17 protein-coding genes and 1 pseudogene are annotated in these 24,018 nt (G+C 71.4%); 12 read left to right on the top strand and 6 right to left on the bottom strand.

Annotation, left to right across the window (positions count from 1 at the left end):
* Positions 1-33: 33 nt before the first annotated feature.
* Positions 34-1,224, bottom strand: coding sequence for a trypsin-like serine peptidase (locus ABR737_RS33000; protein ID WP_350254525.1), 1,191 nt, complete (start codon positions 1,222-1,224; stop codon positions 34-36).
* A 281-nt stretch (positions 1,225-1,505) separates the two neighbouring features.
* Here ABR737_RS33000 and ABR737_RS33005 point away from each other — a divergent pair, with 281 nt between their 5' ends.
* The 5 genes from ABR737_RS33005 (at position 1,506) to ABR737_RS33025 (ending at position 9,630) form a co-directional block, all read left to right on the top strand.
* Positions 1,506-2,900: a diaminobutyrate--2-oxoglutarate transaminase family protein gene (locus ABR737_RS33005; protein WP_350254527.1), complete on the top strand. Its 1,395-nt coding sequence runs from the start codon at positions 1,506-1,508 to the stop codon at positions 2,898-2,900.
* Positions 2,897-4,912, top strand: coding sequence for an IucA/IucC family protein (locus ABR737_RS33010; protein WP_350254529.1), 2,016 nt, complete (start codon positions 2,897-2,899; stop codon positions 4,910-4,912). The genes ABR737_RS33005 and ABR737_RS33010 overlap by 4 nt, the downstream gene beginning before the upstream one ends.
* Before the next feature lie 99 nt (positions 4,913-5,011).
* A complete protein-coding gene (locus ABR737_RS33015; protein ID WP_350254530.1) occupies positions 5,012-5,713 on the top strand; it encodes a GNAT family N-acetyltransferase in 702 nt (233 codons plus the stop codon).
* A 105-nt stretch (positions 5,714-5,818) separates the two neighbouring features.
* Positions 5,819-7,585 carry an IucA/IucC family protein gene (locus ABR737_RS33020; RefSeq protein ID WP_350254532.1) on the top strand — a complete coding sequence of 589 codons (1,767 nt, stop codon included), beginning with the start codon at positions 5,819-5,821 and terminating at the stop codon, positions 7,583-7,585.
* Positions 7,586-7,626: 41 nt separating this feature from the next.
* On the top strand, positions 7,627-9,630 hold the full coding sequence (locus tag ABR737_RS33025) for an ATP-dependent DNA helicase (protein WP_350254534.1): 2,004 nt from the start codon (positions 7,627-7,629) through the stop codon (positions 9,628-9,630).
* Positions 9,631-9,833: 203 nt separating this feature from the next.
* Here the strand turns inward: ABR737_RS33025 and lexA are convergent, their stop codons facing one another.
* Positions 9,834-10,631, bottom strand: a complete 798-nt coding sequence (lexA, locus tag ABR737_RS33030; protein WP_328384037.1) for a transcriptional repressor LexA — start codon at positions 10,629-10,631, stop codon at positions 9,834-9,836.
* Positions 10,632-11,200: 569 nt separating this feature from the next.
* On the opposite strand from lexA, the gene nrdR reads away from it, so the two are divergent.
* Positions 11,201-11,731, top strand: coding sequence for a transcriptional regulator NrdR (gene nrdR, locus ABR737_RS33035; protein ID WP_018092899.1), 531 nt, complete (start codon positions 11,201-11,203; stop codon positions 11,729-11,731).
* Positions 11,732-11,854: 123 nt separating this feature from the next.
* A complete protein-coding gene (locus ABR737_RS33040) occupies positions 11,855-14,728 on the top strand; it encodes a vitamin B12-dependent ribonucleotide reductase (protein WP_350254536.1) in 2,874 nt (957 codons plus the stop codon).
* 249 nt (positions 14,729-14,977) lie between these two features.
* Here the strand turns inward: ABR737_RS33040 and ABR737_RS33045 are convergent, their stop codons facing one another.
* Positions 14,978-15,589 (bottom strand): TerD family protein, encoded by a 612-nt coding sequence (locus ABR737_RS33045; RefSeq protein WP_350254538.1) that lies wholly within the window; start codon positions 15,587-15,589, stop codon positions 14,978-14,980.
* A 342-nt stretch (positions 15,590-15,931) separates the two neighbouring features.
* Between ABR737_RS33045 and ABR737_RS33050 the strand changes: the two genes are divergently transcribed.
* The gene (locus ABR737_RS33050) at positions 15,932-16,537 is read left to right on the top strand and encodes a YdbC family protein (RefSeq protein WP_350254539.1); all 606 of its coding nucleotides are present in this window, start codon (positions 15,932-15,934) and stop codon (positions 16,535-16,537) included.
* Positions 16,538-16,549: 12 nt separating this feature from the next.
* On the opposite strand, the gene ABR737_RS33055 is transcribed toward ABR737_RS33050, so the two are convergent.
* A complete protein-coding gene (locus ABR737_RS33055; protein ID WP_350254540.1) occupies positions 16,550-17,332 on the bottom strand; it encodes a TetR/AcrR family transcriptional regulator in 783 nt (260 codons plus the stop codon).
* A gap of 250 nt (positions 17,333-17,582) precedes the next feature.
* On the opposite strand from ABR737_RS33055, the gene ABR737_RS33060 reads away from it, so the two are divergent.
* The 4 genes from ABR737_RS33060 to ABR737_RS33075 all read left to right on the top strand — a co-directional run bounded on the left by ABR737_RS33060 (position 17,583) and on the right by ABR737_RS33075 (position 20,910).
* Positions 17,583-18,242 (top strand): histidine phosphatase family protein, encoded by a 660-nt coding sequence (locus ABR737_RS33060; protein WP_350254541.1) that lies wholly within the window; start codon positions 17,583-17,585, stop codon positions 18,240-18,242.
* Between the two features lie 11 nt (positions 18,243-18,253).
* A complete protein-coding gene (locus tag ABR737_RS33065) occupies positions 18,254-19,162 on the top strand; it encodes an ADP-ribosylglycohydrolase family protein (protein WP_350254542.1) in 909 nt (302 codons plus the stop codon).
* A 326-nt stretch (positions 19,163-19,488) separates the two neighbouring features.
* Positions 19,489-20,190 carry a ribonuclease HII gene (rnhB, locus tag ABR737_RS33070; RefSeq protein ID WP_350254543.1) on the top strand — a complete coding sequence of 234 codons (702 nt, stop codon included), beginning with the start codon at positions 19,489-19,491 and terminating at the stop codon, positions 20,188-20,190.
* A gap of 66 nt (positions 20,191-20,256) precedes the next feature.
* Positions 20,257-20,910 (top strand): hypothetical protein, encoded by a 654-nt coding sequence (locus ABR737_RS33075; protein ID WP_350254545.1) that lies wholly within the window; start codon positions 20,257-20,259, stop codon positions 20,908-20,910.
* 293 nt (positions 20,911-21,203) lie between these two features.
* Here the strand turns inward: ABR737_RS33075 and ABR737_RS33080 are convergent, their stop codons facing one another.
* Positions 21,204-21,914 (bottom strand): hypothetical protein, encoded by a 711-nt coding sequence (locus tag ABR737_RS33080; protein ID WP_350254547.1) that lies wholly within the window; start codon positions 21,912-21,914, stop codon positions 21,204-21,206.
* A 219-nt stretch (positions 21,915-22,133) separates the two neighbouring features.
* Positions 22,134-23,921 (bottom strand): annotated as a pseudogene (locus tag ABR737_RS33085) (helicase-related protein); the annotation flags it as partial.
* Between the last annotated feature and the right edge of the window lie 97 nt (positions 23,922-24,018).

Consider the following 24,018-nt stretch of genomic DNA (forward strand, 5'->3'; position numbering starts at 1 on the left):
GGCACCGTTCCCGGCACCGCCCGCCTCATCCGCTTACTGCTTGGTGGCCCACTTCTTGCTCATGGCGTCGAAGATGCTCTTGGCCTCGGGACCCAGGTGGGGACCGGCGGACCAGCGGGCCGGGCGCGGCCCCATCGACATGTTGGAGATCAGCTCCGGCTTTCCGTCCTTGCCCTTGGCGAACCAGGGACCGCCGGACGAACCACCGGTCATGGTGCAGCCGATCCGGTACATGGTCGGCTTCTGGGCGTCCATCGACAGACGGGTCGGCTTGTCGGTGCACTGCTGCTCTGCCGCACCGTCGAACGGCGGCTCGGCGGGGTAGCCCTGCGCGGTCAGGCTCGGGATCTTGGACATCGCGGGCGCGTTGAAGTCGACCGCGTACGCACCGCCGGCGACCTCCTCCAGCGACTTGCCGCCCGTGCTCTCCTCGGGCTTCACATGCATCAGCGCAAAGTCGTACGGAGCCATCGGCACGCCGGGAACGGCGCCGCCGGCCTTGATCCACTGCTGGGACGTCGCCATGTCGTCCGCCCACCACTTGCCCGACGGGACACGGTCCTCGTAGGGCTTGCCCTTCAACTGGGCGGCGCTGCCGCCGGTCCTGTTGAAGTTCGGCACGAACATCATGTTGCGGTACCAGCCGCCGTTCTTGCCGGCGTGCACACAGTGCGCCGCGGTCCACACCAGGTTGGACTTACCGGGGTGCGCCGGGTCCTTGACGACGGTGGCGGAGCAACGCGAGCCGCCCTCGGGGGTGCTGAACACCAGCAGGCCCACACCGGGAGCGGTCGAGGTGTACGGGGTCTTGACGGCCTGAGCCGGGACGGCGGCGGGCTCAGGGTCGGTCTTGCCCTGGTCCTCCGAGATGTCCTCGGGCTTGCTCGGGTCCTGGGGCGGCTTGACCTTGTCGATCTTGTCCTTGTCCCAGAAGTCCTTGATGATCGGGTTGATGAACTCCCCGGCCTCCCGGAGCCACTTGTCCCGGTTCCAGTTCTTCCACTCGCCGTTCTTCCACTTGTCCAGGTCGAAGCCGTGCTCCTTGAGCTTGTCCTGGATGTCCTGAGGAATCTTGAAGTCACCCCCGCCCGTGGAGTCCTGCGCCGCGGACTGGCTGGGCTTGGCGTCCGCGTTGTCGCTCTCGGGTCCGCAGCCGGTGGCGGTGAGTGCCACAACAGCGGTGAGGGCGGCGGCGGCCAGGACTGGCCGACGTATGGATCGCATGGGTGAGCTCCCCCTGGAGAATTCGGACCGAGCCGGTGTGGCTCGTTCGGTGGTGCACCGGCCGGGTCTTTGTCATGAACCTCAAGATCTCGGTGCAGCACCCCACTATGCCGGTGACGATGGGGACGGCGGTACTCGGGTCCCCGGTTCCACGCCACCAAGGATCTTGCTGACAACCGTGATCCCGGGTCGCCGCCGTCGTTGGTACGTACGGGGGACGGCCGGGCTGCCCCCAGCCCGCGCGGCATTCCGCAGCTCACCAGCAGGAGGACACAACTGCCGTGGTGTTGACCGAAACCGTGCCGGCGGCAGCGCCGCCGGCCCATGAGGGGATTCTGCGGCGGCAGTCCCTGCGCGAGTCCGCCGCCCGTACCTACGCGCGCTCGCTGCCCATCGTCCCGGTGCGCGCCCGCGGGCTGACCATCGAGGGCGCCGACGGCAGGCGCTATCTCGACTGCCTCTCCGGCGCCGGAACCCTGGCGCTCGGCCACAACCACCCGGTGGTGCTCGAGGCGATCCGGACGGTCCTCGACTCCGGCGCGCCGCTGCACGTCCTCGACCTGGCCACGCCCGTCAAGGACGCCTTCACCACCGAGCTCTTCGCCACCCTGCCCGGAGAGTTGGCCGAAAAGGGTCGCATCCAGTTCTGCGGCCCGGCCGGCACGGACGCCGTCGAGGCAGCCTTCAAACTCGTCCGCACCGCGACCGGCCGGGACGGCCTGATGGCGTTCTCCGGCGCCTACCACGGCATGACCTCACAAGCGCTCGCCGCCTCCGGGGGAGCGCAGCACACCAGCGTGGTCCGGCTGCCCTATCCGTACGACTACCGGTGCCCCTTCCGGACCGGCGGCGAGCACGGCGCCGAGCTCGCCGCGCGCTGGACCGAGAGCCTGCTCGACGACCCCAAGAGCGGGGTGTCCCAGCCGGCCGGGATGATCCTGGAACCCGTCCAGGGCGAGGGCGGGGTGATCCCCGCGCCGGACGGCTGGCTGCGGCGGATGCGGGAGATCACCGCCGCCCGGCGGATCCCCCTGATCGTGGACGAGGTACAGACCGGCGTCGGCCGCACCGGCGCCTTCTGGGCGGTCGACCACAGCGGCATCGTGCCCGATGTGATCGTGCTGTCGAAGGCGATCGGCGGCAGCCTGCCGCTCGCCGTGATCGTCTACCGCGAGGAGCTCGACGCCTGGCAGCCCGGCGCACACGCCGGCACCTTCCGCGGCAACCAGCTCGCCATGGCCGCCGGCGCCGCCACCCTCGCCTACGTCCGCACGAACGGCCTCGCCCGGCGCGCTGCGGAGCTCGGCGCCAGGATGCTCGACCGCCTCACCTCCCTCGCCGCCGCCCATGACTGCATCGGCGACGTCCGCGGCCGCGGACTGATGCTCGGCATCGAGCTCGTCGACCGCACCGCCGACGCCGACGCCACGGGCGCCCGCCCCGCCGACCCGCAGCTCGCGGCGGCCCTCCAGCACGCCTGCCTGGACCGCGGCCTGATCGTCGAACTGGGCGGCAGGCAGTCCGCCGTCGTCCGGCTGCTGCCACCCCTGACCATCACCGACGAACAGGCGGACGCCATCCTCGACCGCCTCGCCGACGCCCTCACGGCGGCGGTCCGCACCACCCCCGGGCCGACGGGCTCGTCCCCCACGACCATGCGAGGCACCACCCCATGAACGAACGCCCCGGCACCGACGGCGGCCAGCCCGCCGAGCGCGTCCCCGCCCACCAGGGCGCGGGCACGATCGAGTCAGTACCCCGCCAGCAACGGCGCGCCCCCGACGCCGCCTGCCACCAGCAGTCCCACGAGGCCCCGGACCAGGCCGTCCCCGGCCCCTACGACCGCGCCCGGGTGTCCGGTGACCACGACCCCCTCGACCACCCGGACCCGGCGGTCGCCGCCGACGCCGCGGGCATCGAGCACCTGCTGCGCTGCTGGCTCCGGGAGAGCGGCACCCCGCACCCCGCCGAGGGCGAGGTGGTGATCCCCCTGCGCGCCGCCGCGGGCGCCCTGCGCATCCCCGTCCGCTACTGGTCGCCCACGGGCTGGCACCGTCTCGGCGCCCCCACCCTCGAAGGCGCCCCGGCCGGTGCCGCCCCGCTGGACGCCGTCACCCTCGCCGCGCTGCTGCGCCGGGAGGCCGCACACGGCGACCGCCGTGCCTCCGACGGCGGCGAGCACCGGGTGGCGGACACCGACGAGCGGCCGGACCCGGACGCTCTGCGCCGGCAGGCACCGGACGGCGGCGGCGCCGAACTCATCGGCCGGGTCGCCAACTCCGTACGCAATGTCGCCCTCTTCCTCACCGACCGGCGTGCCCGGCCCGCCGACGACCACGGCGCCCTCTTCCTCGAAGCCGAACAGTCCCTTCTCCTCGGCCACCCGCTGCACCCCACACCCAAGAGCCGCGAAGGGCTCTCCGAGGCCGAGACCCGCGCCTATTCGCCCGAACTCCGCGGCGCCTTCCCGCTCCACTGGACGGCCGTGCACCGCTCCGTCCTGGCCGCCGACTCCGCCTGGACCGAACGCGGCAAGCCCGTAGCGGCCGAGCAGCTTGCCAGGGACCTCGCCGGGGACGGCCTCCGGCTCCCCGACGGCACCGTGCCCTTGCCGGTGCACCCCTGGCAGGCCAGGGAGCTCGCCGACCGCTCCGACATCGCCGCCCTCCGCGAGGCCGGCCTGCTGTACGACCTCGGCGCCCACGGCCCGCTCTGGCACCCCACCTCCTCCGTCCGCACGGTCTACCGCCCCGACGCGAACGCCATGCTGAAGCTCTCCCTCGGGCTGCGCATCACGAATTCCCGCCGGGAAAACCTCCGCAAGGAACTGGCCCGCGGCGTCGAGGTCCACCGGCTGCTGCGCACCGGCCTCGCCGAGCAGTGGCAGACCGTCCACCCCGGCTTCGACATCGTCCGCGACCCGGCCTATCTCGCCGTCGACGGCTTCGACGGCGCCCCCGTCCAGGGCCTCGACACCGTCATCCGCCACAACCCCTTCAGCACCACCGACGACGCCGTGTGCATCGCGGGCCTCACCTCCCCGCGGCCCTGGCCCGGCCGCTCGGGCGTGCGCTCCCGGCTCGAAGACCTCGTCGTCACCCTCGGCGCCCGCACCGGCCGTCCCCTGGGGGCGGTGGCCACCGAGTGGTTCCTGCGCTACCTGGAAGCAGTCGTACGACCCGTGCTGTGGCTCGACGGCACGGCCGGCGTCGTGCTCGAGGCCCACCAGCAGAACACCGTGGTGCTGCTGGACCCCGACGGCTGGCCGGTCGGCGGCCGCTACCGCGACAACCAGGGCTACTACTTCCGCACCTCCCGCCGCGCCGAGCTGGAGCGGCGGCTGCCCGGTATCGGCGTGGCCGGCGACAGCTTCGTCCCCGACGACGTCACCGACGAACGCTTCGCCTACTACCTCGGCATCAACAACGTCCTCGGCCTCATCGGCGCCTTCGGCTCCCAGCGTCTGGTCCGCGAGGAGATCCTGCTCGCCGCCTTCCGGCGGTTCCTCGCCGATGCCGCCGCGGCCCCGCGGGCGCACCGCTCGCCACTCCCCGAGCAGCTGCTCGCCGCCCGCACGCTGCGCTGCAAGGCCAACCTGGCGACCCGCCTGCACGGCCTGGACGAACTCGTCGGCCCGGTCGAAACCCAGTCCGTCTACGTGACCCTGCCCAACCCCCTCGCCCCGTAGCCGCCCCGGCACCCCTCCGACAGCAGCCTTTTGCCCCCGTCCCCGGCGCCCCGCGACCCACCAGGCCACGCGGCACGCGGCCACGAGAGGAGAGTCGCCGTGCCACCCACCGATTCCGGCCTCGGCTCCAGCTCCGAAGACACCCTCGACCTGCAGCTCCCGCCCGATTTCGGCGCGCTGTTCGCCGAGGGGCGGGGGCAGCAGGTGCCCCCGGACGTCCCGGCCGCCGGCCCGCTGCTCGACAACCTGGCGGGCTGGGGAGCGACCGGCACCCCCGCGGGGCCGTTCGCGCTCGTCCCCGTCCGGCCGGCCCGCGATCTCGACCGGATCGCCGGCTGGATGAACGATCCGGCGGTGGCGGCCTTCTGGGAACTGGCGGGCCCGCCGGAGACCACCGCCGCCCATCTGCGCGCCCAGCTCGACGGCGACGGCCGCAGCGTGCCCTGCCTGGGGGTGCTGGCCGGTGTCCCGATGAGCTACTGGGAGATCTACCGGGCCGACCTGGACCCCCTCGCCCGTTACTACCCGGCCCGGCCCCAGGACACCGGTGTTCACCTGCTCATCGGCGGCGCCGGCGACCGGGGACGCGGGCTGGGCGCCCTGCTGCTGCGCGCCGCCGCCGACCTCGTATTCGACCACCGGCCGCAGTGCACACGCGTCCTCGCCGAGCCCGATCTGCGCAACACCGCCTCCGTCGCGGCCTTCCTGAGCGCGGGATTCCGCTACGGCGACGAGATCGAACTGCCCGGCAAGCGCGCGGCGTTGATGGTCCGCGACCGCGCCCACCGCCACCTGCTCTGACCCCGGCGCCGTCCGCCGACGGCCCCGCTCCGGCCCGCCGTCCACCCCAGCTGCCCCGGTTGTCCCCCGTACGTGCCGGGGTGGCCCCGCTTCGAGGAGCCCGCCTTGTCGCCCGAGCCCCAGCCTTCGCACAGCGCCTGGCAGCACGCCGCACGCCGACTGTTCGCCAAGACCCTGGCGGAGTTCGCGTACGAGGAAGTCCTCACCCCCGAGCCCGACGGCACCGCACCCGACGGCACCCCGCAATACCGCCTGCCCGTCACCGAAGGCCTGGTCTACCGCTTCCGCGCCCGCCGCGGCGCCTACGGCCACTGGCGCGTCGACCCCGATTCGATCACCCCCGACGCCGATCTCTTCCGCTTCCTCACCCACGCGCACGACACCGTGCTGGGCCTGTCCGGCGACACCACCGGCCATCTCGTGCGCGAGCTGACCGCCACCCTCGCCGCCGACACCCGGCTCGACGCCACCGCCGTCAGCGCCGCCGACCTCGCCGATCTGGACTACGCCTCCCTCGAAGGCCACCAGACCGGCCACCCCTGGCTCGTCGCGAACAAGGGCCGGCTCGGCTTCTCCGCACACGACGCGGCGACCTGGGCCCCCGAAGCCCGCACCCCCCAGCGCCTGCCCTGGCTCGCCGCGCACCACAGCATCGCCCACTACCGCGGCATCCCCACCCTGGCCACCCCCGACCGTCTCTACGGCGAGGAGCTGGCCCCCGCCACCCGGCACGCCTTCGCCCGCACCATCGCCGACGAGGGCCACGACCCCGCCGACTACCTCTACCTCCCCGTTCACCCCTGGCAGTGGGACGAGACCATCGCCCCGCTCTTCGCTCCGCAGCTCGCCGACAGATCCATCATCGCGCTGCCCACTGACAACGACCTCCGCCTGCCGCAGCAGTCGATCCGTACCTTCCTCAACCTCAGCCGCCCCCGGGCCCGTACGGTCAAACTGCCGCTGTCCATCCTCAACACCCTGGTCTGGCGCGGGCTGCCCACCGAGCGCACCCTCGCCGCGCCCGCCGTCACCCGCTGGGTACACGGCCTGCGTGACGCCGACCCCTATCTCCGCGACGAGACCCGGGTGATCCTGCTCGGCGAGACCGCCTCGGTCACCGTCGAGCACCCCCTCTACGACCGGCTCCCCGGCGTCCCGTACCAGTTCAAGGAGCTGCTGGGCTGTATCTGGCGCGAGCCGGTCAGCGGCCGGCTGGACCCCGGCGAACGCGCCCGCACCCTGGCCGCGCTGCTGCAGACCGATCCCCAGGGGCGCGCCCTGACCGCCGAGCTGGTGCACCGCTCGGGGCTGGCCCCGCGCGACTGGCTGGCACGGCTGTTCGCCGCCCTGCTGCCGCCCCTGCTGCACTTCCTCTACCGGTACGGCACCGTCTTCTCCCCGCACGGCGAGAACGCCATCGTCGTCTTCGACGAGCACGACGTCCCCACCCGCCTCGCGGTCAAGGACTTCGTCGACGACGTCAACACCAGCTCCCGGCCGCTCCCCGAACACGACTCCATGCCGGACGACGTACGGGCGGTGCTGCTGACCGAACCCCCCTCCTTCCTCACCCAGTTCATCCACTCCGGCCTGTTCGTCGGCGTCTTCCGCTACCTCGCGCCGCTGTGCGCGGATCAACTGGACGTCCCCGAGACCGTGTTCTGGTCACTCGTACGGGCAGAGATCCTGCGCCACCACGAGCGCTTCCCGGCCCTCAAGGAGCGGTACGAGACCTTCGACCTGCTCACCCCGCGCATCGAGCGGCTGTGCCTGAACCGCAACCGTCTGCATGCGGACGGTTACCGGGACCGCCGTGACCGCCCGCACGCGGCCGTGCACGGCACCGTCCCCAATCCGCTCCACCACCCGTGACCGGGCCGGCTGTCAGTGGTCCCGCGTAGGCTTGCCACGCTATGACGAAGCCCTCTCTCCCCGATCTGCTCCACGCCGCCGTCACCGCCGTCGGCGGCACCGAGCGCCCCGGCCAGGTGGCGATGGCCGAGGCCGTCGCCGAGGCCGTGGACGACCAGGCCCATCTGCTGGTGCAGGCCGGCACCGGCACCGGAAAGTCCCTCGGCTACCTGGTGCCGGCGCTCGCGCACGGCGAGAGAGTGGTGGTCGCCACGGCCACCCTGGCGCTGCAGCGCCAGCTCGTCGAGCGCGACCTGCCGCGCACGGTCGACGCGCTGCATCCGCTGCTGCGCCGCCGCCCCGAGTTCGCCATGCTCAAGGGCCGCTCCAATTACCTGTGCCTGCACCGCCTGAACGAGGGCGTCCCCCAGGAAGAGGAGGACGGGCTCTTCGACGTGTTCGAGCAGGCGACGCCGACCAGCAAGCTCGGCAAGGACCTGCTGCGGCTGCGCGACTGGGCGGGCGAGACCGAGACCGGCGACCGCGATGCGCTGACCCCCGGCGTCTCCGACCGTGCCTGGGGCCAGGTCTCGGTCTCCTCCCGGGAGTGCCTGGGCGCCTCGAAGTGCGCCTACGGGGCGGAGTGCTTCGCCGAGGCCGCCCGGGAGCGCGCCAAGCTCGCCGATGTCGTCGTCACCAACCACGCGCTGCTCGCCATCGACGCGATCGAGGGCGCGCCGGTCCTCCCGTCGCACGAGGTCCTGATCGTCGACGAGGCCCATGAGCTGGTCTCCCGGGTCACCGGCGTCGCCACCGGCGAGCTCACCCCCGGCCAGGTCAACCGTGCCGTCCGCCGGGCCGCCAAGCTCGTCAACGAAAAGGCCGCCGACCAGCTCCAGACCGCGTCGGAGACCTTTGAGCGCCTGATGGAGCTGGCCCTGCCCGGCCGCCTCGAAGAGATCCCCGAGGATCTCGGCTACTGCCTGATGGCACTGCGGGACGCGGCCCGTACGGTCATCTCGGCGCTCGGCTCGACCCGCGACAAGTCGGTCCAGGACGAGGACGCCGTCCGCAAGCAGGCCCTCGCCTCGCTGGAGAACGTCCACGCCGTCGCCGAGCGCATCGCGAACGGCTCCGAGTACGACGTCGTCTGGTACGAACGCCACGACCGCTTCGGCGCGTCCCTGAGGGTGGCCCCGCTGTCCGTCTCGGGGCTGCTGCGCGAGAAGCTCTTCGACGACCGCTCGGTCACCCTCACCTCCGCCACCCTCAAGCTGGGCGGCGACTTCAACGGGGTCGCGGCCTCCCTGGGCCTGGCGCCCGAGGGCACGGAAGGCGAGGACGTCCCGACCTGGAAGGGCCTGGACGTCGGCTCCCCCTTCGACTACTCGAAGCAGGGCATCCTCTACGTCGCCAAACACCTCGCCCAGCCGGGCCGCGAGGGCAGCCGCACCGACATGCTCGATGAACTCACCGAGCTGATCGAGGCCGCCGGCGGCCGCACCCTGGGTCTCTTCTCCTCCATGCGCGCCGCCCAGGCCGCCGCCGAGGAGCTGCGCGGCCGGCTGGACGTGCCGATCCTGCTCCAGGGCGAGGAGACGCTGGGCGAGCTGATCCGGACCTTCGCCTCCGACGCCCGTACCTGCCTGTTCGGCACGCTGTCCCTGTGGCAGGGCGTCGATGTTCCCGGTGTGAACTGCCAGCTGGTGGTGATGGACCGGGTGCCGTTCCCGCGCCCGGACGACCCGCTGATGAGCGCCCGGCAGAAGGCCGTGGAGGAGGCCGGCGGCAATGGCTTCATGGCGGTCGCCGCCACCCATGCCGCGCTGCTGATGGCCCAGGGCGCCGGCCGTCTGGTCCGCGCCACCGGCGACCGAGGCGTGGTCGCCGTCCTCGACCCCCGGGTGGAGCGGGCCCGGTACGGCTCCTTCCTCCGCAAGTCGATGCCCGACTTCTGGTACACCACCGACCGCAACCAGGTCCGCCGCTCCCTCGCCGCCATCGACGCAGCGGCAAAGGCGGCGGCCTCCCCCGAAGCGGCACAGCCGGCAGCGGACGTGTCCTAGCCGGGGAGCGAACCCGCAGCCACGGGGAGCGCCCCGCAGCCAGGGGCCGACCCGCGTGGGTGGGCGGGCGAGGTCCGGCGGCGAATCCGCGGCAAAGGGGAGCGGCAGAAGGGGTCGGCGAAAGCGGCTCACACCACGGGGGACCGCAAAACCAAGCCCCGGAACCGGCGCAGTGGTTCCGGGGCTCGGTCGTGAGGAGTGGCTCAGACGCGGCGCAGCACCGCCACCACCTTGCCGAGAATGGTCGCCTCGTCGCCGGGGATCGGCTGGTACGCGGAGTTGTGCGGCAGCAGCCACACATGGCCGTCCTCGCGCTTGAAGCGCTTGACGGTGGCTTCGCCGTCCAGCATGGCGGCCACGATGTCGCCGTTCTCGGCGACCGGCTGGCGGCGGACCGTGACCCAGTCGCCGTCGCAGATCGCGGCCTCGATCATGGAGTCGCCGACGACCTTGAGGACGAACAGTTCGCCGTCGCCGACGAGCTGGCGGGGGAGCGGGAAAACATCCTCGACCGACTCCTCGGCGAGGATCGGGCCACCGGCGGCGATCCGGCCGACCAGCGGGACATAGGAAGCGGCGGGCTTGCCGGCGGTCTCCGTCGCGGCAGCGGTCGTCTGGTCCGACCCGCGGACCTCGTACGCCCGGGGGCGGTGCGGGTCGCGCCGCAGGAAGCCCTTGCGCTCCAGAGCCATGAGCTGGTGGGCGACGGATGAGGTGCTGGACAGTCCGACGGCCTGGCCGATCTCGCGCATGGACGGCGGGTAGCCGCGCCGCTGCACCGAATCCCGGATCACCTCGATCACCCTGCGCTGGCGGTCGGTGAGTCCGGAACTGTCGGCCCGGATCCCCGGTGGCCGGCCGGGCAGTGAACGGGCCGGCTTCTGCTCTTCGGAGTCCAACGTGGCGTCGTCCATCGGCGGCCGCTGTGCCTGTTGCGGATCGAACCGGCTCTGGGAGTGGCTTTGTGCGGTGATGGTCGCGCTGTCTGCGGTGGTGGTCACGTCGGCCCCTCTCGAAATGTTCTCCCTAGTTAGCCAACGGTAGTTGCTTTCGAAAGGTTGCGCCAAACACACGTTCGAGTGAAATATTCGGCGAATGGCTGACCGGATCGAGTGACTGGGTGTATGGCCGAGCGGTAATTCCGGCCCGGGCGGGCACTTCCGCCCGGATGTCCCGGCCTCCGGTGCGTCGGGCCGTCGACGCGCGAAGGGGTCGTGAGGGGATGCGCGAAGGGGGGCGGTGACCGGCCGTCGCGACCCGGCCGATTCTGTCATCTCCGCCCCGCCGCGCCGCCGGCCGGGTGGCTTCCCGTACTCTCATGGGCGACCGCGCGGCCCGTCGCCGCCGCGACACGCGGTAGGCGGATGTAAGCGCCCCGACACCACATCTAGTGGTTAGATGCGATCGGTCACCCAGAAGTTGTGGTGCCCTGGTCCCTCCGGGGGTCGGGAATCGCCTATGCTGGAGACAGCTCCGAAGGGCCCGTACGGGCCGGTCGGAGTTCTGTCGCCGTATGCCGGGTTCGTTGGCGTACGTACGTCCGTATATCGAGGGTGAGGAGGGTGGGGCCATGCACTGCCCCTTCTGCAGGCACCCGGACAGCCGGGTCGTCGACAGCCGCACCACCGATGACGGGACAGCGATCCGCCGGCGCCGCCAGTGCCCCGACTGCTCCCGCCGTTTCACGACCATCGAGACGGCGTCGCTGATGGTGATCAAGCGGAGCGGGGTCACCGAGCCCTTCAGCCGCAACAAGGTCATCGCGGGAGTGCGCAAGGCGTGCCAGGGCCGTCCGGTCACCGAGGACGCCCTCGCCAAGCTGGGCCAGCGGGTCGAGGAGGCGGTGCGCGCCACCGGCAGCGCCGAGCTCTCCACCCATGACGTCGGGCTCGCCATACTGGGCCCGCTGCAGGAACTCGACCTCGTCGCGTACCTGCGCTTCGCGTCCGTTTACCGGGCCTTTGATTCACTCGAGGACTTCGAGGCGGCCATCGCCGAACTGCGTGAGCAGCGCGAGCAGGGGCCGCCCGGGCAGGAATGCGGGACTGACGGGGAGGCCGGCGGCCCGGCCGTTCCCGTGCCCGCCACCGCCGCCGACTGAGCTCGGCGCGCATCCAGAACCTTTACCGGGGCGAGAGCAGGGCGTCCCGGTACGGAAAGACATACACCGTGCCACGGAATGAGTGCGCACATATGGGCGTTTGCCCGTATACAGGGAGGCGGCATGACAGAGACGACGAGCGGCCCGGCACGAGGCTCCCGCGCCAAGGGCAGCAAGGCGAGCAAGGGTCTGCGTATCGAGCGCATTCACACCACACCCGGCGTGCATCCGTACGACGAGGTGGAGTGGGCGTCTCGTGACGTCGTCATGACCAACTGGCGCGACGGCTCGGTCAACTTCGAGCAGCGTGGCGTCGAGTTCCCCGGATTCTGGTCGGTGAACGCGGTCAATATCGTCACGAGCAAGTACTTCCGTGGTGCGGTGGGCTCCCCGACCCGTGAGGCGAGCCTCAAGCAGCTCATCGACCGAGTGGTCAAGACGTACCGCAAGAGCGGCGAGGAGAACGGTTACTTCGCCTCGCCGGCGGACGCCGAGATCTTTGAGCACGAGCTGGCGTACGCCCTGCTCCACCAGGTCTTCAGCTTCAACTCGCCGGTGTGGTTCAACGTCGGCACCCAGCAGCCGCAGCAGGTCAGCGCCTGCTTCATCCTCTCCGTCGACGACTCCATGGAGTCGATCCTCGACTGGTACAAGGAAGAGGGGATGATCTTCAAGGGCGGCTCCGGTGCAGGCCTGAACCTCTCCCGCATCCGCTCCTCCAAGGAGCTGCTCTCCTCCGGCGGCAACGCCTCCGGCCCGGTCTCCTTCATGCGCGGCGCCGACGCCTCCGCCGGAACGATCAAGTCGGGCGGCGCCACCCGCCGTGCGGCCAAGATGGTCGTCCTGGACGTGGACCACCCGGACGTCGAGGCCTTCATCGAGACCAAGGTGAAGGAGGAGGAGAAGGTCCGCGCACTGCGCGACGCGGGCTTCGACATGGACCTGGGCGGCGACGACATCACGTCCGTCCAGTACCAGAACGCCAACAACTCGGTCCGGGTCAACGACGAGTTCATGAAGGCCGTCGAGACCGGTTCGAAGTTCGGGCTGCGCGGCCGGATGACCGGTGAGGTCATCGAGGAGGTCGACGCCAAGGGGCTCTTCCGCAAGATGGCGGACGCCGCATGGGCCTGCGCCGACCCCGGCATCCAGTACGACGACACCATCAACCACTGGCACACCTCGCCGGAGTCGGGCCGGATCACCGCGTCCAACCCCTGCAGCGAGTACATGCACCTGGACAACTCCTCGTGCAACCTCGCCTCGCTCAACCTGCTGAAGTTCCTGCGCGACGACGACCTGGGCAACCAGTCCTTCGACGCCGAGCGCTTCGCCAAGGTCGTCGAGCTGGTCATCACCGCGATGGATATCTCCATCTGCTTCGCCGACTTCCCCACCCAGAAGATCGGCGAGACCACCCGCGCCTACCGCCAGCTGGGCATCGGCTACGCCAACCTCGGTGCCCTGCTGATGGCCACCGGTCACGCCTACGACTCCGACGGCGGCCGCGCGCTGGCCGGTGCCATCACCTCCCTGATGACGGGCACCTCCTACAAGCGCTCCGCCGAGCTGGCCGCGGTCGTCGGCCCGTACGACGGCTACGCCCGTAACGCCGACGCCCACAAGCGCGTCATGAAGCAGCACTCCGACGCCAACGGCACCGCGGTGCGGATGGACGACCTGGACAACCCGGTGTGGGCGGCGGCCACCGAGGCCTGGCAGGACGTGCTGCGCCTCGGAGAGAAGAACGGCTTCCGCAACGCGCAGGCCTCCGTGCTGGCCCCGACCGGCACCATCGGCCTGATGATGGACTGCGACACCACGGGCGTCGAGCCGGACCTGGCCCTGGTCAAGTTCAAGAAGCTGGTCGGCGGCGGCTCCATGCAGATCGTGAACAACACGGTCCCCAAGGCGCTCAAGCGGCTCGGCTACCAGCCCGAGCAGGTCGAGGCGATCGTCGCCCACATCGCCGAGCACGGCAATGTCGTCGACGCCCCGGCCCTGAAGGCTGAGCACTACGAGGTCTTCGACTGCGCCATGGGCGCGCGCTCGATCTCCGCCATGGGCCACGTGCGCATGATGGCGGCCGCGCAGCCGTTCCTCTCCGGTGCGATCTCCAAGACGGTCAACGTCCCGGAGACGGCCACCGTCGAGGAGATCGAGGAGGTCTACTTCCAGGGCTGGAAGCTCGGCCTCAAGGCCTTGGCGATCTACCGCGACAACTGCAAGGTCGGCCAGCCGCTCTCCGCCAAGAAGAAGGAGGAGAAGAAGGCCGAGCCGGTCGCCGAGAAGAAGGTCGTCGAGTACCGCCCGGTGCGCAGGCGCCTCCCCAAGGGCCGTCCCGGCATCACCACCTCCTTCACGGTCGGCGGCGCCGAGGGCTACATGACCGCCAACTCCTACCCGGACGACGGTCTCGGTGAGGTCTTCCTGAAGATGTCCAAGCAGGGCTCGACCCTCGCGGGCATGATGGACGCCTTCTCCATCGCGGTGTCCGTGGGCCTCCAGTACGGCGTGCCGCTGGAGACCTACGTCTCGAAGTTCACCAACATGCGCTTCGAGCCGGCCGGCATGACGGACGACCCGGACGTGCGGATGGCGCAGTCGATCGTCGACTACATCTTCCGCCGCCTCGCGCTGGACTTCCTGCCCTTCGAGACCCGTTCGGCGCTCGGCATCCACTCCGTCGAGGAGCGCCAGCGCCACCTGGAGACCGGCTCGTACGAGCCCTCCGAGGACGAGGTGGACGTCGAGGGCCTGGCCCAGTCCGCGCCCCTGCGGACGGAGCCGGTGACCGAGTCCACGCCGGCGGTGAAGGTCGTCGAGGACGCCGCTGTTCCTGCGCCCAAGCAGGCGCACACCAACGCCGAACTCGTCGAGATGCAGCTGGGCATCAACGCCGACGCGCCGCTGTGCTTCTCCTGCGGGACGAAGATGCAGCGAGCCGGCAGCTGCTACCTGTGCGAGGGCTGCGGGTCGACCAGCGGCTGCAGCTGAGCGTGAGCGGGCCCGCGCGGGAGGTGTTCCCCTCCGCGCGGGCCTGCGCCTCGGGCTGAGCATTCCGAGGCAGAACTCGGGCTGGGACAGTCCGTGGCAGAAGGGGAGGGGACCGGCCGACGCCGGTCCCCTCCCCTTCGTGCTGCGGCTTGCTGTGGCCTCGTGCTTCCGTTCGTGCCGCGGTTCTTGCTCCGGGTATTGCCCGGGATCTTGCTCCGGTTCGCGTTCCGGTTTCGGTGCCGCGCCCCGTCAGCGGCCCATCAATGAGGCAAACCCGTCCGGGTCGGTGTCGAATCCCCGGAGCGCCGGGCGAAAGCGCCACTGCCCCGTCCCGTCCCGGGTGAATTCGGCCACCGTCGCCGCGGTGGCACCCGCGACGTCGTTGAAGTCGTTCTCGGCCAGATCGGTGTAGCCCTCGCGGATCCGTACGAGCGTGTTCTGTATGTCGCCGAAGACCTTGCGGCCCTCGCCCTGCTGGATGGCCACCCCCACGATCACCCGGGTGTAGGTGTCGGACAGCCGGTCCAGCTCCAGGGTCATGATCTCGTCGGAGCCGAACCCCTGGCCGGTCCTGCTGTCCCGGTTGAGGGTGATGGTCCCGTCGGGCGACCGGCTGTCGAAGTGCACCAGATAGGCCGGGTCGCCGTGCGGCGCGTCGGCTGTATAGGTCGCCGCGACGATGTCGAGGTCATTGTCCGGCGTCCCGAGGGGGCTGGGGTCCCACTGGAGCGTTACCTCGACCTTCTCGATCCCTTTGTTGAACGTGTTCACCGGACTTTCCCTCCCGTCATCTCCCGGGGACGCGGCGCGGCCCACGCGGGCACGCGCACGCCTTCCCGGGACTTCCCGTTGACTGACCATCGTGCCACGCCCGGCGGCCCCCGCGCGGAGTGAACTGCCCCTGGTCACCTGCGCTTTGCCCCGGGTTCGGGTGGCTGGAAAGCGCCCCTGGGGGGAGAGGCGAGCACCCTGGGGAGAGGGGAGGGAGCACAGGGGCACCCGTACGGCGTGCGGCTGATTCGGCGCTCCTACGGGAAGGCCTGCGCCCGGAGATGTGCGGAGGCGTCCCGGGGGCTACCGAAGCGGTGGAGCAGCGGCGGCGCGGTCCTGACGGTGATCGACCCGCGCCCGTAAGGAAGTTCGGGCCGGTCGGAATGTGACGCGCAGTGATCCCGCCCGGCTCCCGGGCCGTACGATGGCGCGGTGCTGGTCAAGTGGATTCGCCTCACCGTTGTGGACCGTCGAGGGTTCGAACGGGGGCAGCGGAAATGGGCGGGGCTGCTGGGTGAGCCGGGATTCCGGGGGCAGGGCGGTGGGTGGAGCCGGGGGCGGCCGGGCGTCGCGCATCTGGTGGCCTTCTGGGAGAGCCGGGCCTTTTACGACTCCTTCATGGCGCGCTCCCACGACCGCCTGGCGGCCGCCCAGGTCGGCACGTACAAGGACGCCCAAGTACGGCTGTTCGAGCACGAGTTTGATGTGAAGGTGGGCTTCCGCCCGTCGTTCGGCGATGTGGATGTGCTGCGGCTGGCGCACTGCCAGGTGCGCCAGGACCGGGTCGAGCACTTCATGCTGATGCAGGAGAAGGTCTGGAACCCCGCGATGGCGGGTTCGCCGGGAATGCTGCGGGGGATGCTGGGGCGGGCGCCGGGGGAGGAGTTCCTGGTGCTGTCGCTGTGGCAGTCGGCCGCCGAGCGGGGGAAGTACCGGCCTGAACGGGTGGAGCGGCTGGCACTGCGGGCCCAGATAGCCGCGGATGTCCGGGCGATCGCGGGCGATGTGGTGCAGCTCGAACCGTCGTGGACGGTGTGAGGGGCGGCGCGGTCATTTCGCGGCGCCGGGGGGTGTGCCGGTGGATGAGCCGACCGTGGCGCCGGTGGTGAACGCCCCGGCGCGGGCGGCGGCCAGGGTGGTTGCCACGGCCTGGTCGGCGACGGAGTCGTCCACCGGCTCCCGGGTGATGAACAGGCGGAAGAAGAGCGGAGCGGAGACGGATCGGACGAGCGCGCCGGCGTCGATGGCGCTTTCCGGGGCGGTGGGGGAGGCGGGACCGGGCGGGGCGGTGTCCGACGGAGCGGTGTCCGGGGTGGCCGGTACAGTGCCCGGGGCCGCCGGCAATTCGCCGCGTCGGACGGCGCGTTCGACGAGGGCCTCGCAGCGCGTGAATCGCTCGGTGTAGTAGTCACGCAGCGCCACGGCCGCCCGTTCCGACTGGAAGGCGGCGGCGATCATCGCGGAGCCCGATGCGGCCACCGCCGGGTCGGTGAAGGAAGCGACGACCTCGCGCGCCAGGGCACGCAGATCGCCCTCCAGGGATCCGGTGTCGGGCGGGACCCAGCTGTCCTCGCCCGCAAGGTCGAGGGCGTCCGCCACCAGGCCCTCGACGTCCTTCCAGCGCCGGTAGAGCGTCGTTTTGTGCACGCCGGAGTGCTCCGCGACGTATTCGACGGTCAGGCCCGGATAGCCGTGCTCGGTGAGCCCGGCCAGCACGGCGTCGCGGACGGCGGCGCGGGTGCGGGCGGTGCGGCCGCCGGGGCGCCGGGTGCCGGGAGTGGGCGCGGGATCGTCGGACTCGCGCCGGTTCCCGGGCACCGTCTCGTCAGGCAATTGCAACTCCTCTTGCGTTAGCTGGGCCGGTGTGTCACTCTTATCGTAATGCGACGGTGGTTGCATTTGCGTGGAGAGGGAGAATGTTCGCTCGGATCTCATTACGTGACACCGCCGCCCGGTCCTGCGGGTGGCTCCTGCTCGCTGCGTGTCGCCGCGGTCTCGCCGGGGTGGTGGTGGGGCTGACCGCCCTGCTGGTGCTCTCCGGTCGTGTGCGGCAGGCGCAAAGCAGGAGATTTAGGCTGGCGGCATGGCTCGGCCCCGACGTATCGTCCTCATCCGCCACGGAGAGTCGGCGGGGAACATCGACGACACCGTGTACGAGCGGGAGCCCGATCACGCGCTCGCCCTCACCGAATCCGGGCTGCGGCAGGCGAAGGAGGCCGGTGGCCCGCTGCGCGAGATGTTCGGTGAGGAGCGGATCTCCGGCTATGTCTCCCCCTACCGCCGCACCCACCAGACCTTCCGCGCCCTCGGCCTCGACCCGGCCAGGGTCCGGGTGCGCGAGGAGCCCCGGCTGCGTGAGCAGGACTGGGGGAACTGGCAGGACCGCGACGACGTACGGCGGCAGAAGGCCTACCGCGACGCCTACGGCCACTTCTTCTACCGCTTCGCCCAGGGCGAGTCCGGCGCGGATGTCTACGACCGTGTCGGGGCGTTCCTGGAGAGCCTGTGGCGCAGTTTCGAGGACCCGGACCACCCGCCGAACGTCCTCATCGTCACGCACGGTCTCACCATGCGCCTGTTCTGTATGCGCTGGTTCCACTGGACGGTGGCCGACTTCGAGTCGCTGTCCAATCCGGGCAACGCGGAGTGGCGCACCCTGCTGCTCGGCCCGGACGGCCGCTACACCCTCGACCGGCCGTTCGCGCGCTGGTGTGTACCCGAGCCTTATGGCGTCACCGGTTAGAGTGCACAGCGATGAACCCCGACCACCGTGACGCAGACCGCTGTGCGCGAGCTCTGGCGAGCTTGCGCGGCCTTGCCGTGGGTGATGCGCTCGGATCCCAGTTCTTCGTCCCCGCCCATTACCCCTCCCTCAAGCGCCGCACGCTGCCTCCCTCTCCCTGGCAGTGGACCGACGACACCGAGATGGCCTGTTCCGTCCTCGCGGTGCTCACCGCCCATGGCCGGGTCGACCAGGACGCACTCGCGCGCTCCTTCGCCGACCACCATGACTTCGACCGTGGCTACGGTCCGGCCGTCAACCGCATGCTGCGGCTGATCCGCGAGGGCGGCGACTGGCGCGAGCTGGCGTCGGAGCTCTTCAACGGCCAGGGTTCGTGGGGCAACGGAGCGGCCATGCGCATCGCTCCCCTCGGTGCCTGGTACGCCGACGACCCCGAGCAGGCCACCCACCAGGCGGAGATCTCCGCCTACACCACCCACCAGCACCGTGAGGCCGTGGTCGGCGCCATGGCCGTCGCTGCCGCTGCTGCCCTGGTGGCCGACCCGAGCCGTGACACCGGGCCCGAACAGCTGCTGGACGGCGTGCTGGAGCTGATCCCGCGCAGCGCCGTACAGGCCGGACTGCGCCGCGCCAGGGACATGCTCGACTACGCCGACTCCGGCACTGTCGCCGCCGTCCTGGGCTGCGGGCGGCGCACCAGTGCCCACGACACCGTGCCGTTCACCCTCTGGGCCGCGGCCCGGCATCTGGGCAACTACGAGCGGGCGTTCTGGACCACCGCTCAGGCGGGCGGCGATGTGGACACCACCTGCGCCATCGTCGGCGGCATCGTCGCCGCCGGCCGCGACGGCAACCCGCCCGAGGCGTGGCTGGACGGCACCGAAGCACTCCCGTCCTGGGCACCCGTCCTCGCCGGCTGATCACCTCGCTCCGTCTCGCCGCGGCCTCCCAGCCGCGCTGCGACTCGTCCGCGCCCGTCCGCTGCTCTTCTCCCGCGGTCGTCCCCACCTCCTCCAACGGGCGGTGCTGGGAGGCCACTTCGCCCCGCACGGCCCCGCTCGGGCCGAGGGGACGACGGTGTCCCCTGGCGGCCGCGACCGGCCTCGGTCTGCCGGCGTGTACCCCTCGGTAGCGGAAGCGAAGGGTCCCGTTCATGTGCTGCTCACGCCATCGCCCCCACCGATTGCCGCCAGGTGGGGATCCGGTGCGGACGACTGAGTCGAATAGGCGTAACCTTGCTGGCGCCATGCCGTACGAGCCCCCCACCCATTCCGTCGAGCGATCGTTGCGCGCCACGACGGGCGCCAAGATCGTTGCAGGTATCGACGAGGTCGGGCGCGGAGCGTGGGCCGGTCCGGTCAGCGTCTGCGCAGCCATCACCGGCCTGCGCCGGCCGCCCGACGGACTCACCGACTCCAAGCTTCTGACCCCCAAGCGCCGCACCGAACTGTGTGATGTGCTCGACACGTGGGTCACGTCGTACGCCCTGGGGCACTCCTCGCCGGAGGAGATCGACGAACTGGGCATGACCGCAGCCCTGCGGCTCGCGGCCGTACGCGCCCTGGAGGCGCTGCCGGTCCGGCCGGACGCGATCATTCTCGACGGCAAGCACGACTACCTGGGCGCGCCATGGCGGGTCCGCACGGTCATCAAGGGCGACCAGTCCTGTATCGCGGTCGCCGCCGCGTCCGTGATCGCCAAGGTGCGACGCGACGCGATGATGGCCGAACTGGGCCTGGTGTACGCCGACTTCGACTTCGCGGCCAACGCAGGCTACCCCTCGCCGACCCATCGCATTGCCCTGGAGGAGTACGGTCCTACGCCGCACCACCGAGTGTCGTGGTCCTACATGGATGCCCTGCCCCGCTGGCGGCATCTGAAGAAGGTGCGCATCACCCCCGAAGCAGCCGCTCTGGAAGCCGGTGGCCAACTCGGCTTCGATTTCTGAGCGGTACGGACATCAATTCGGTACCCGATGACGTGTTCCGCACTTACGTTTGATAGACATCCCTTTATGCCTCTCATCCCCGAGGAGCCTCAGATTCACGAGAGTGTCCCGGGTCCCCGCGCAACTCCGGCCGCCGGCCGTACCGCGCCGACCCCCCGTCCCGTTCCTGGTCCCGGTCCCCGCCCCGCGCCGCCGCGCGGCGCTCCCGCGGCCAGTGTCCGTCCGGGCAAGCCCGGACCTGCTGCCCCGCCGCGTGGGCCTGTCGCCGCTCCGCCGGCGCAGCGCACCAGCTCCCCGCAGCCGCCGCCCGCCGACAAGGCCGGCACCGCCACGGGAGCACAGCTCCAGCTGATCCCGGCACCCGCCGACGGCGCGGTCGACGCCGCCGACGAGGCCGTCGATCTGCTGCTGGACTCCGGGCGTGCGCCGGGCGAGATCCTGGTGCTGACCACTGGCGAAACGCACCCGTGGGCCGCACATGAACTGTCCTTCGGCGAAGCGTCCTACTGGGCCCAACACGACGCCGCGGACGATGTGTTCTACGCGGACGCCGATGCAGGGCGTGCCACCGGCCGGCCCGTCGTGGTCGTTGCCGTCAACGGCGGTACGGACGAGGTCACCGCGCAGGCGCTGCCCGCGGCGATGGCCCGTGCCGGAACGCTGCTGATCGTTTGCGGCGACCCGCAGCGGATCAACACCGTTCTCGGCGCACCCGCCTGACCGCTGCCGGTTCGCAACAGCCCGTCGGCCCCAGAGGCCGTCGGGCTCGCTTGCGTTCCCGCCGACGAGGTCCGGACGTGGCACGGATGCCCGGCGCTTCGGTGGGGGAGGGGCGCGGCTGTACCGGTCGAGGCGGTCCGTCTTCTGCCGGGCACCGAACGCCGGGCGAGCCCTGTGTGTGCCGGACCGCCCCGTGGGGAGCTCTGCCGTGTGCGCCGGAGCGTCCGACGGGGTGTGCCCTGCTTCCGCCACCCGACGTGAGCCCGACGTCTGACGGATATCTGCCGGTCCGCTCAGCGTGCTGCCGTGTGCCGATGGGCATCCTGGGCGCCGCCTCCCGTGCGCCGTGGCACCAGCCGGCCGCGGGCGACGGGAAGATTCGCGGCCGCGTGCGGCGCATCGGGAGGCGCCGTCGTGCGACGGTTCTCCAGGGGCCCGGCCGTTGCACGGCGTGATTCCGTGACCGGCTCGTTCCAGGACGAGGCCCTGGGGCGGCGCCCGCCCCGGCCCTCTCCCAGGACCTGCCAGCGGTCCGGGGTCAACGTGATGTACGCCCCGCAGCGGAGCCCGTGCAGGGTGCAGGCGTCCCGCAGCCCCCACATCCATGCCCCGTCCGTCTCCGTCCAAAGGGGCTCGCCCTCACGGCAGTAGAGCAGCACGGCGGTCCGGACCGGGGCGCGCAGCCGCAGGTCGTGCGGGATGACCCGGCGCAGGTGTGCCAGTAGTACGTTGCGGAACTCCCAGCCGTCGGGAGCGGCCGTGAACTCGGCGAAGGAGGCGCTGGCCGTCACCCGCTCATGGGTGTCGAGCACCGCGACGACGGCCGTCGACGGCACCGGCCGATGACGGTCGTGCAGGCCGGTGACGACCTCACGGGGATTGCGCAGCAGCGGGATACCGGCCGAGGCCCATTCGGCGGGCTCCAGCATCCGGCCCAGTCGGGCGGCGGAGTCGGCGGACGGAGGCGGGGACACCTGCGGGGGCGGGGCGAAGCCGAAGGACACGTTCCTCCCATCGTCTACGCGTCCGCGTCGTCGGGCGGTGGCGTGGCGCGGGTGAGCGCCACGGCATGACCCTGCCTGGCCACGGACGGCCGGTTACGGGGAAGCGATTCCAATTCTCGCGGTCGTACCCGCACGCGGCAACGAGCAATTCCCGCCCGCGACCGGAATCACCCGGGGAGCGGCAAATGTCCCTGCCCGTCGCCGCATGCCGTACGGCTCCTAGCCCTGTACGGCCAGGACCAGCGGAAACACCTCTGCTGCCCCCGCCCGGCGCAGCAGCCGGGCGGCAACGGCCAGCGTCCAGCCGGTATCGGCGTAATCGTCCACCAGCAGCACGGGGCCGGCCGCCGACGCCAGCGCCTGCGCCAGCTCCGGCGGAACGCCCAGTGAACCGTGCAGCGCCCGCAGCCGCTGGGCACTGTTACTGCGCGGAATCCTGCCGTCGGCACCGTCGTCCACCGAGCTCACCGTCCCCAGGAACGGCATCCGGCCGACCGTGGCGATCCGTTCGGCCAGTGATCGGATCAGCTGCGGGCGGCTGCACGACGAGAGCGCGACAACGCCCACCGGGCGGGCCGGGGCATCCGCTGCCCCCGAGGCCCAACCACCGGGCCCCTTGGCCCAGTCGGCGAGCACGGTGACCACCGCGGCGGCCACATCGTCGGGGACCGGGGCGTCCGGCGCCTGCGCCGCGAGCATCGGCCGGAGGCGGTTGCCCCACCCGATGTCGGACAGACGGCCCAGGGCCCGGCCGGTCGCCGCGAGCTCGCCTGCCGGGATGCGCCCCTTGAGGTCGACGCCGACGGCCGGCAGCCCCGTCGGCCACATCCGCCGCGGCTCCACTTCCACTCCGGGCCGCCCCAGCTCACCGCGCGCCGCATCCAGCGATGCGGCGGACACCTCGGCGGCGAACCGTGCCTCCGCGCAGTTGTCGCAGCGGCCGCAGGCCACGGCCGCCTCGTCGTCCAACTGCCGCCGCAGGAACTCCATCCGGCAGCCCGTGGTGGTGGCGTACTCCCGCATGGCCTGTTGTTCGGCCTCGCGCTGGCGGGACACCCACGCATAGCGCTCGGCGTCGTACGACCACGGCCGGCCGGTGGAGGTCCAGCCGCCCTTGACGCGCTGCACGGCCCCGTCCACATCGAGCACCTTGAGCATGATCTCCAGGCGCGAGCGGCGCAGTTCGACCTGTGGTTCCAGAGCCGGCAGCGACACCGGGCGGCCGGCGGCCGCCAGGACGTCCAGGGTCCGCCGCACCTGCTCCTCGGGCGGAAAAGCCAGCGAGGCGAAGTACTTCCAGATGGCCTCGTCCTCCCGCCCGGGAAGCAGCAGCACCTCGGCGTGCTTGACCCCGCGCCCCGCCCGCCCCACCTGCTGGTAGTAGGCAATGGGGGACGACGGCGAACCCATGTGCACCACGAAACCCAGGTCGGGCTTGTCGAAGCCCATACCCAGCGCCGAGGTCGCCACCAGTGCCTTGACGCGGTTGGCGAGCAGATCGTCCTCGGCCTGCTGGCGGTCGGCGTTCTCCGTCTTGCCGGTGTACGAGGAGACCGTGTGCCCCCGCTGGCGCAGGAAGGCCGTGACCTCCTCGGCGGCGGCCACGGTGAGCGTATAGATGATCCCCGAGCCCGGCAGCTCGTGCAGATGATCGGCAAGCCAGGCGAGCCGGTGCGCGGCGTCCGGCAGCGGGAGGACACCCAGGCTCAGGCTCTCCCGGTCCAGCGGCCCGCGCAGCACCAGCGCCTCGGTGGAGCCCTCGCCTGTGCCGAGTTGTTCGGCGACATCGGCCGTCACCCGCGCGTTGGCCGTGGCGGTGGTGGCGAGCACGGGCACACCGGGCGGGAGATCGGCGAGCATGGTGCGCAGCCGCCGGTAGTCCGGCCGGAAATCGTGGCCCCAGTCGGAGATGCAGTGCGCTTCGTCGACCACCAGCAGACCGGTGGCCGTCGCGAGCTTGGGCAGCACCTGATCGCGGAAGTCGGGGTTGTTGAGCCGCTCGGGGCTATGGAACGGGGAGGGCATTCAAATTCCAGGTGAATCTAGAGCCCTGACCTGCACAAACGCTCCGATCGAGGATTGGCGTGGCCGAGGGCTCCGCCCA

Source organism: Streptomyces sp. Edi2 (assembly GCF_040253635.1).
Classification (GTDB): Bacteria; Actinomycetota; Actinomycetes; order Streptomycetales; family Streptomycetaceae; genus Streptomyces.

Coding starts and splice junctions, on each gene's coding strand:
- ABR737_RS33040 (WP_350254536.1), top strand. CDS start 11,855: ATGACAGAGACGACGAGCGGCCCGGCACGAGGCTCCCGCGCCAAGGGC.
- nrdR (WP_018092899.1), top strand. CDS start 11,201: ATGCACTGCCCCTTCTGCAGGCACCCGGACAGCCGGGTCGTCGACAGC.
- ABR737_RS33025 (WP_350254534.1), top strand. CDS start 7,627: ATGACGAAGCCCTCTCTCCCCGATCTGCTCCACGCCGCCGTCACCGCC.
- ABR737_RS33000 (WP_350254525.1), bottom strand. CDS start 1,224: ATGCGATCCATACGTCGGCCAGTCCTGGCCGCCGCCGCCCTCACCGCT.
- ABR737_RS33060 (WP_350254541.1), top strand. CDS start 17,583: ATGGCTCGGCCCCGACGTATCGTCCTCATCCGCCACGGAGAGTCGGCG.
- rnhB (WP_350254543.1), top strand. CDS start 19,489: ATGCCGTACGAGCCCCCCACCCATTCCGTCGAGCGATCGTTGCGCGCC.
- ABR737_RS33045 (WP_350254538.1), bottom strand. CDS start 15,589: ATGGTCAGTCAACGGGAAGTCCCGGGAAGGCGTGCGCGTGCCCGCGTG.
- ABR737_RS33010 (WP_350254529.1), top strand. CDS start 2,897: ATGAACGAACGCCCCGGCACCGACGGCGGCCAGCCCGCCGAGCGCGTC.
- ABR737_RS33075 (WP_350254545.1), top strand. CDS start 20,257: ATGCCTCTCATCCCCGAGGAGCCTCAGATTCACGAGAGTGTCCCGGGT.
- ABR737_RS33065 (WP_350254542.1), top strand. CDS start 18,254: ATGAACCCCGACCACCGTGACGCAGACCGCTGTGCGCGAGCTCTGGCG.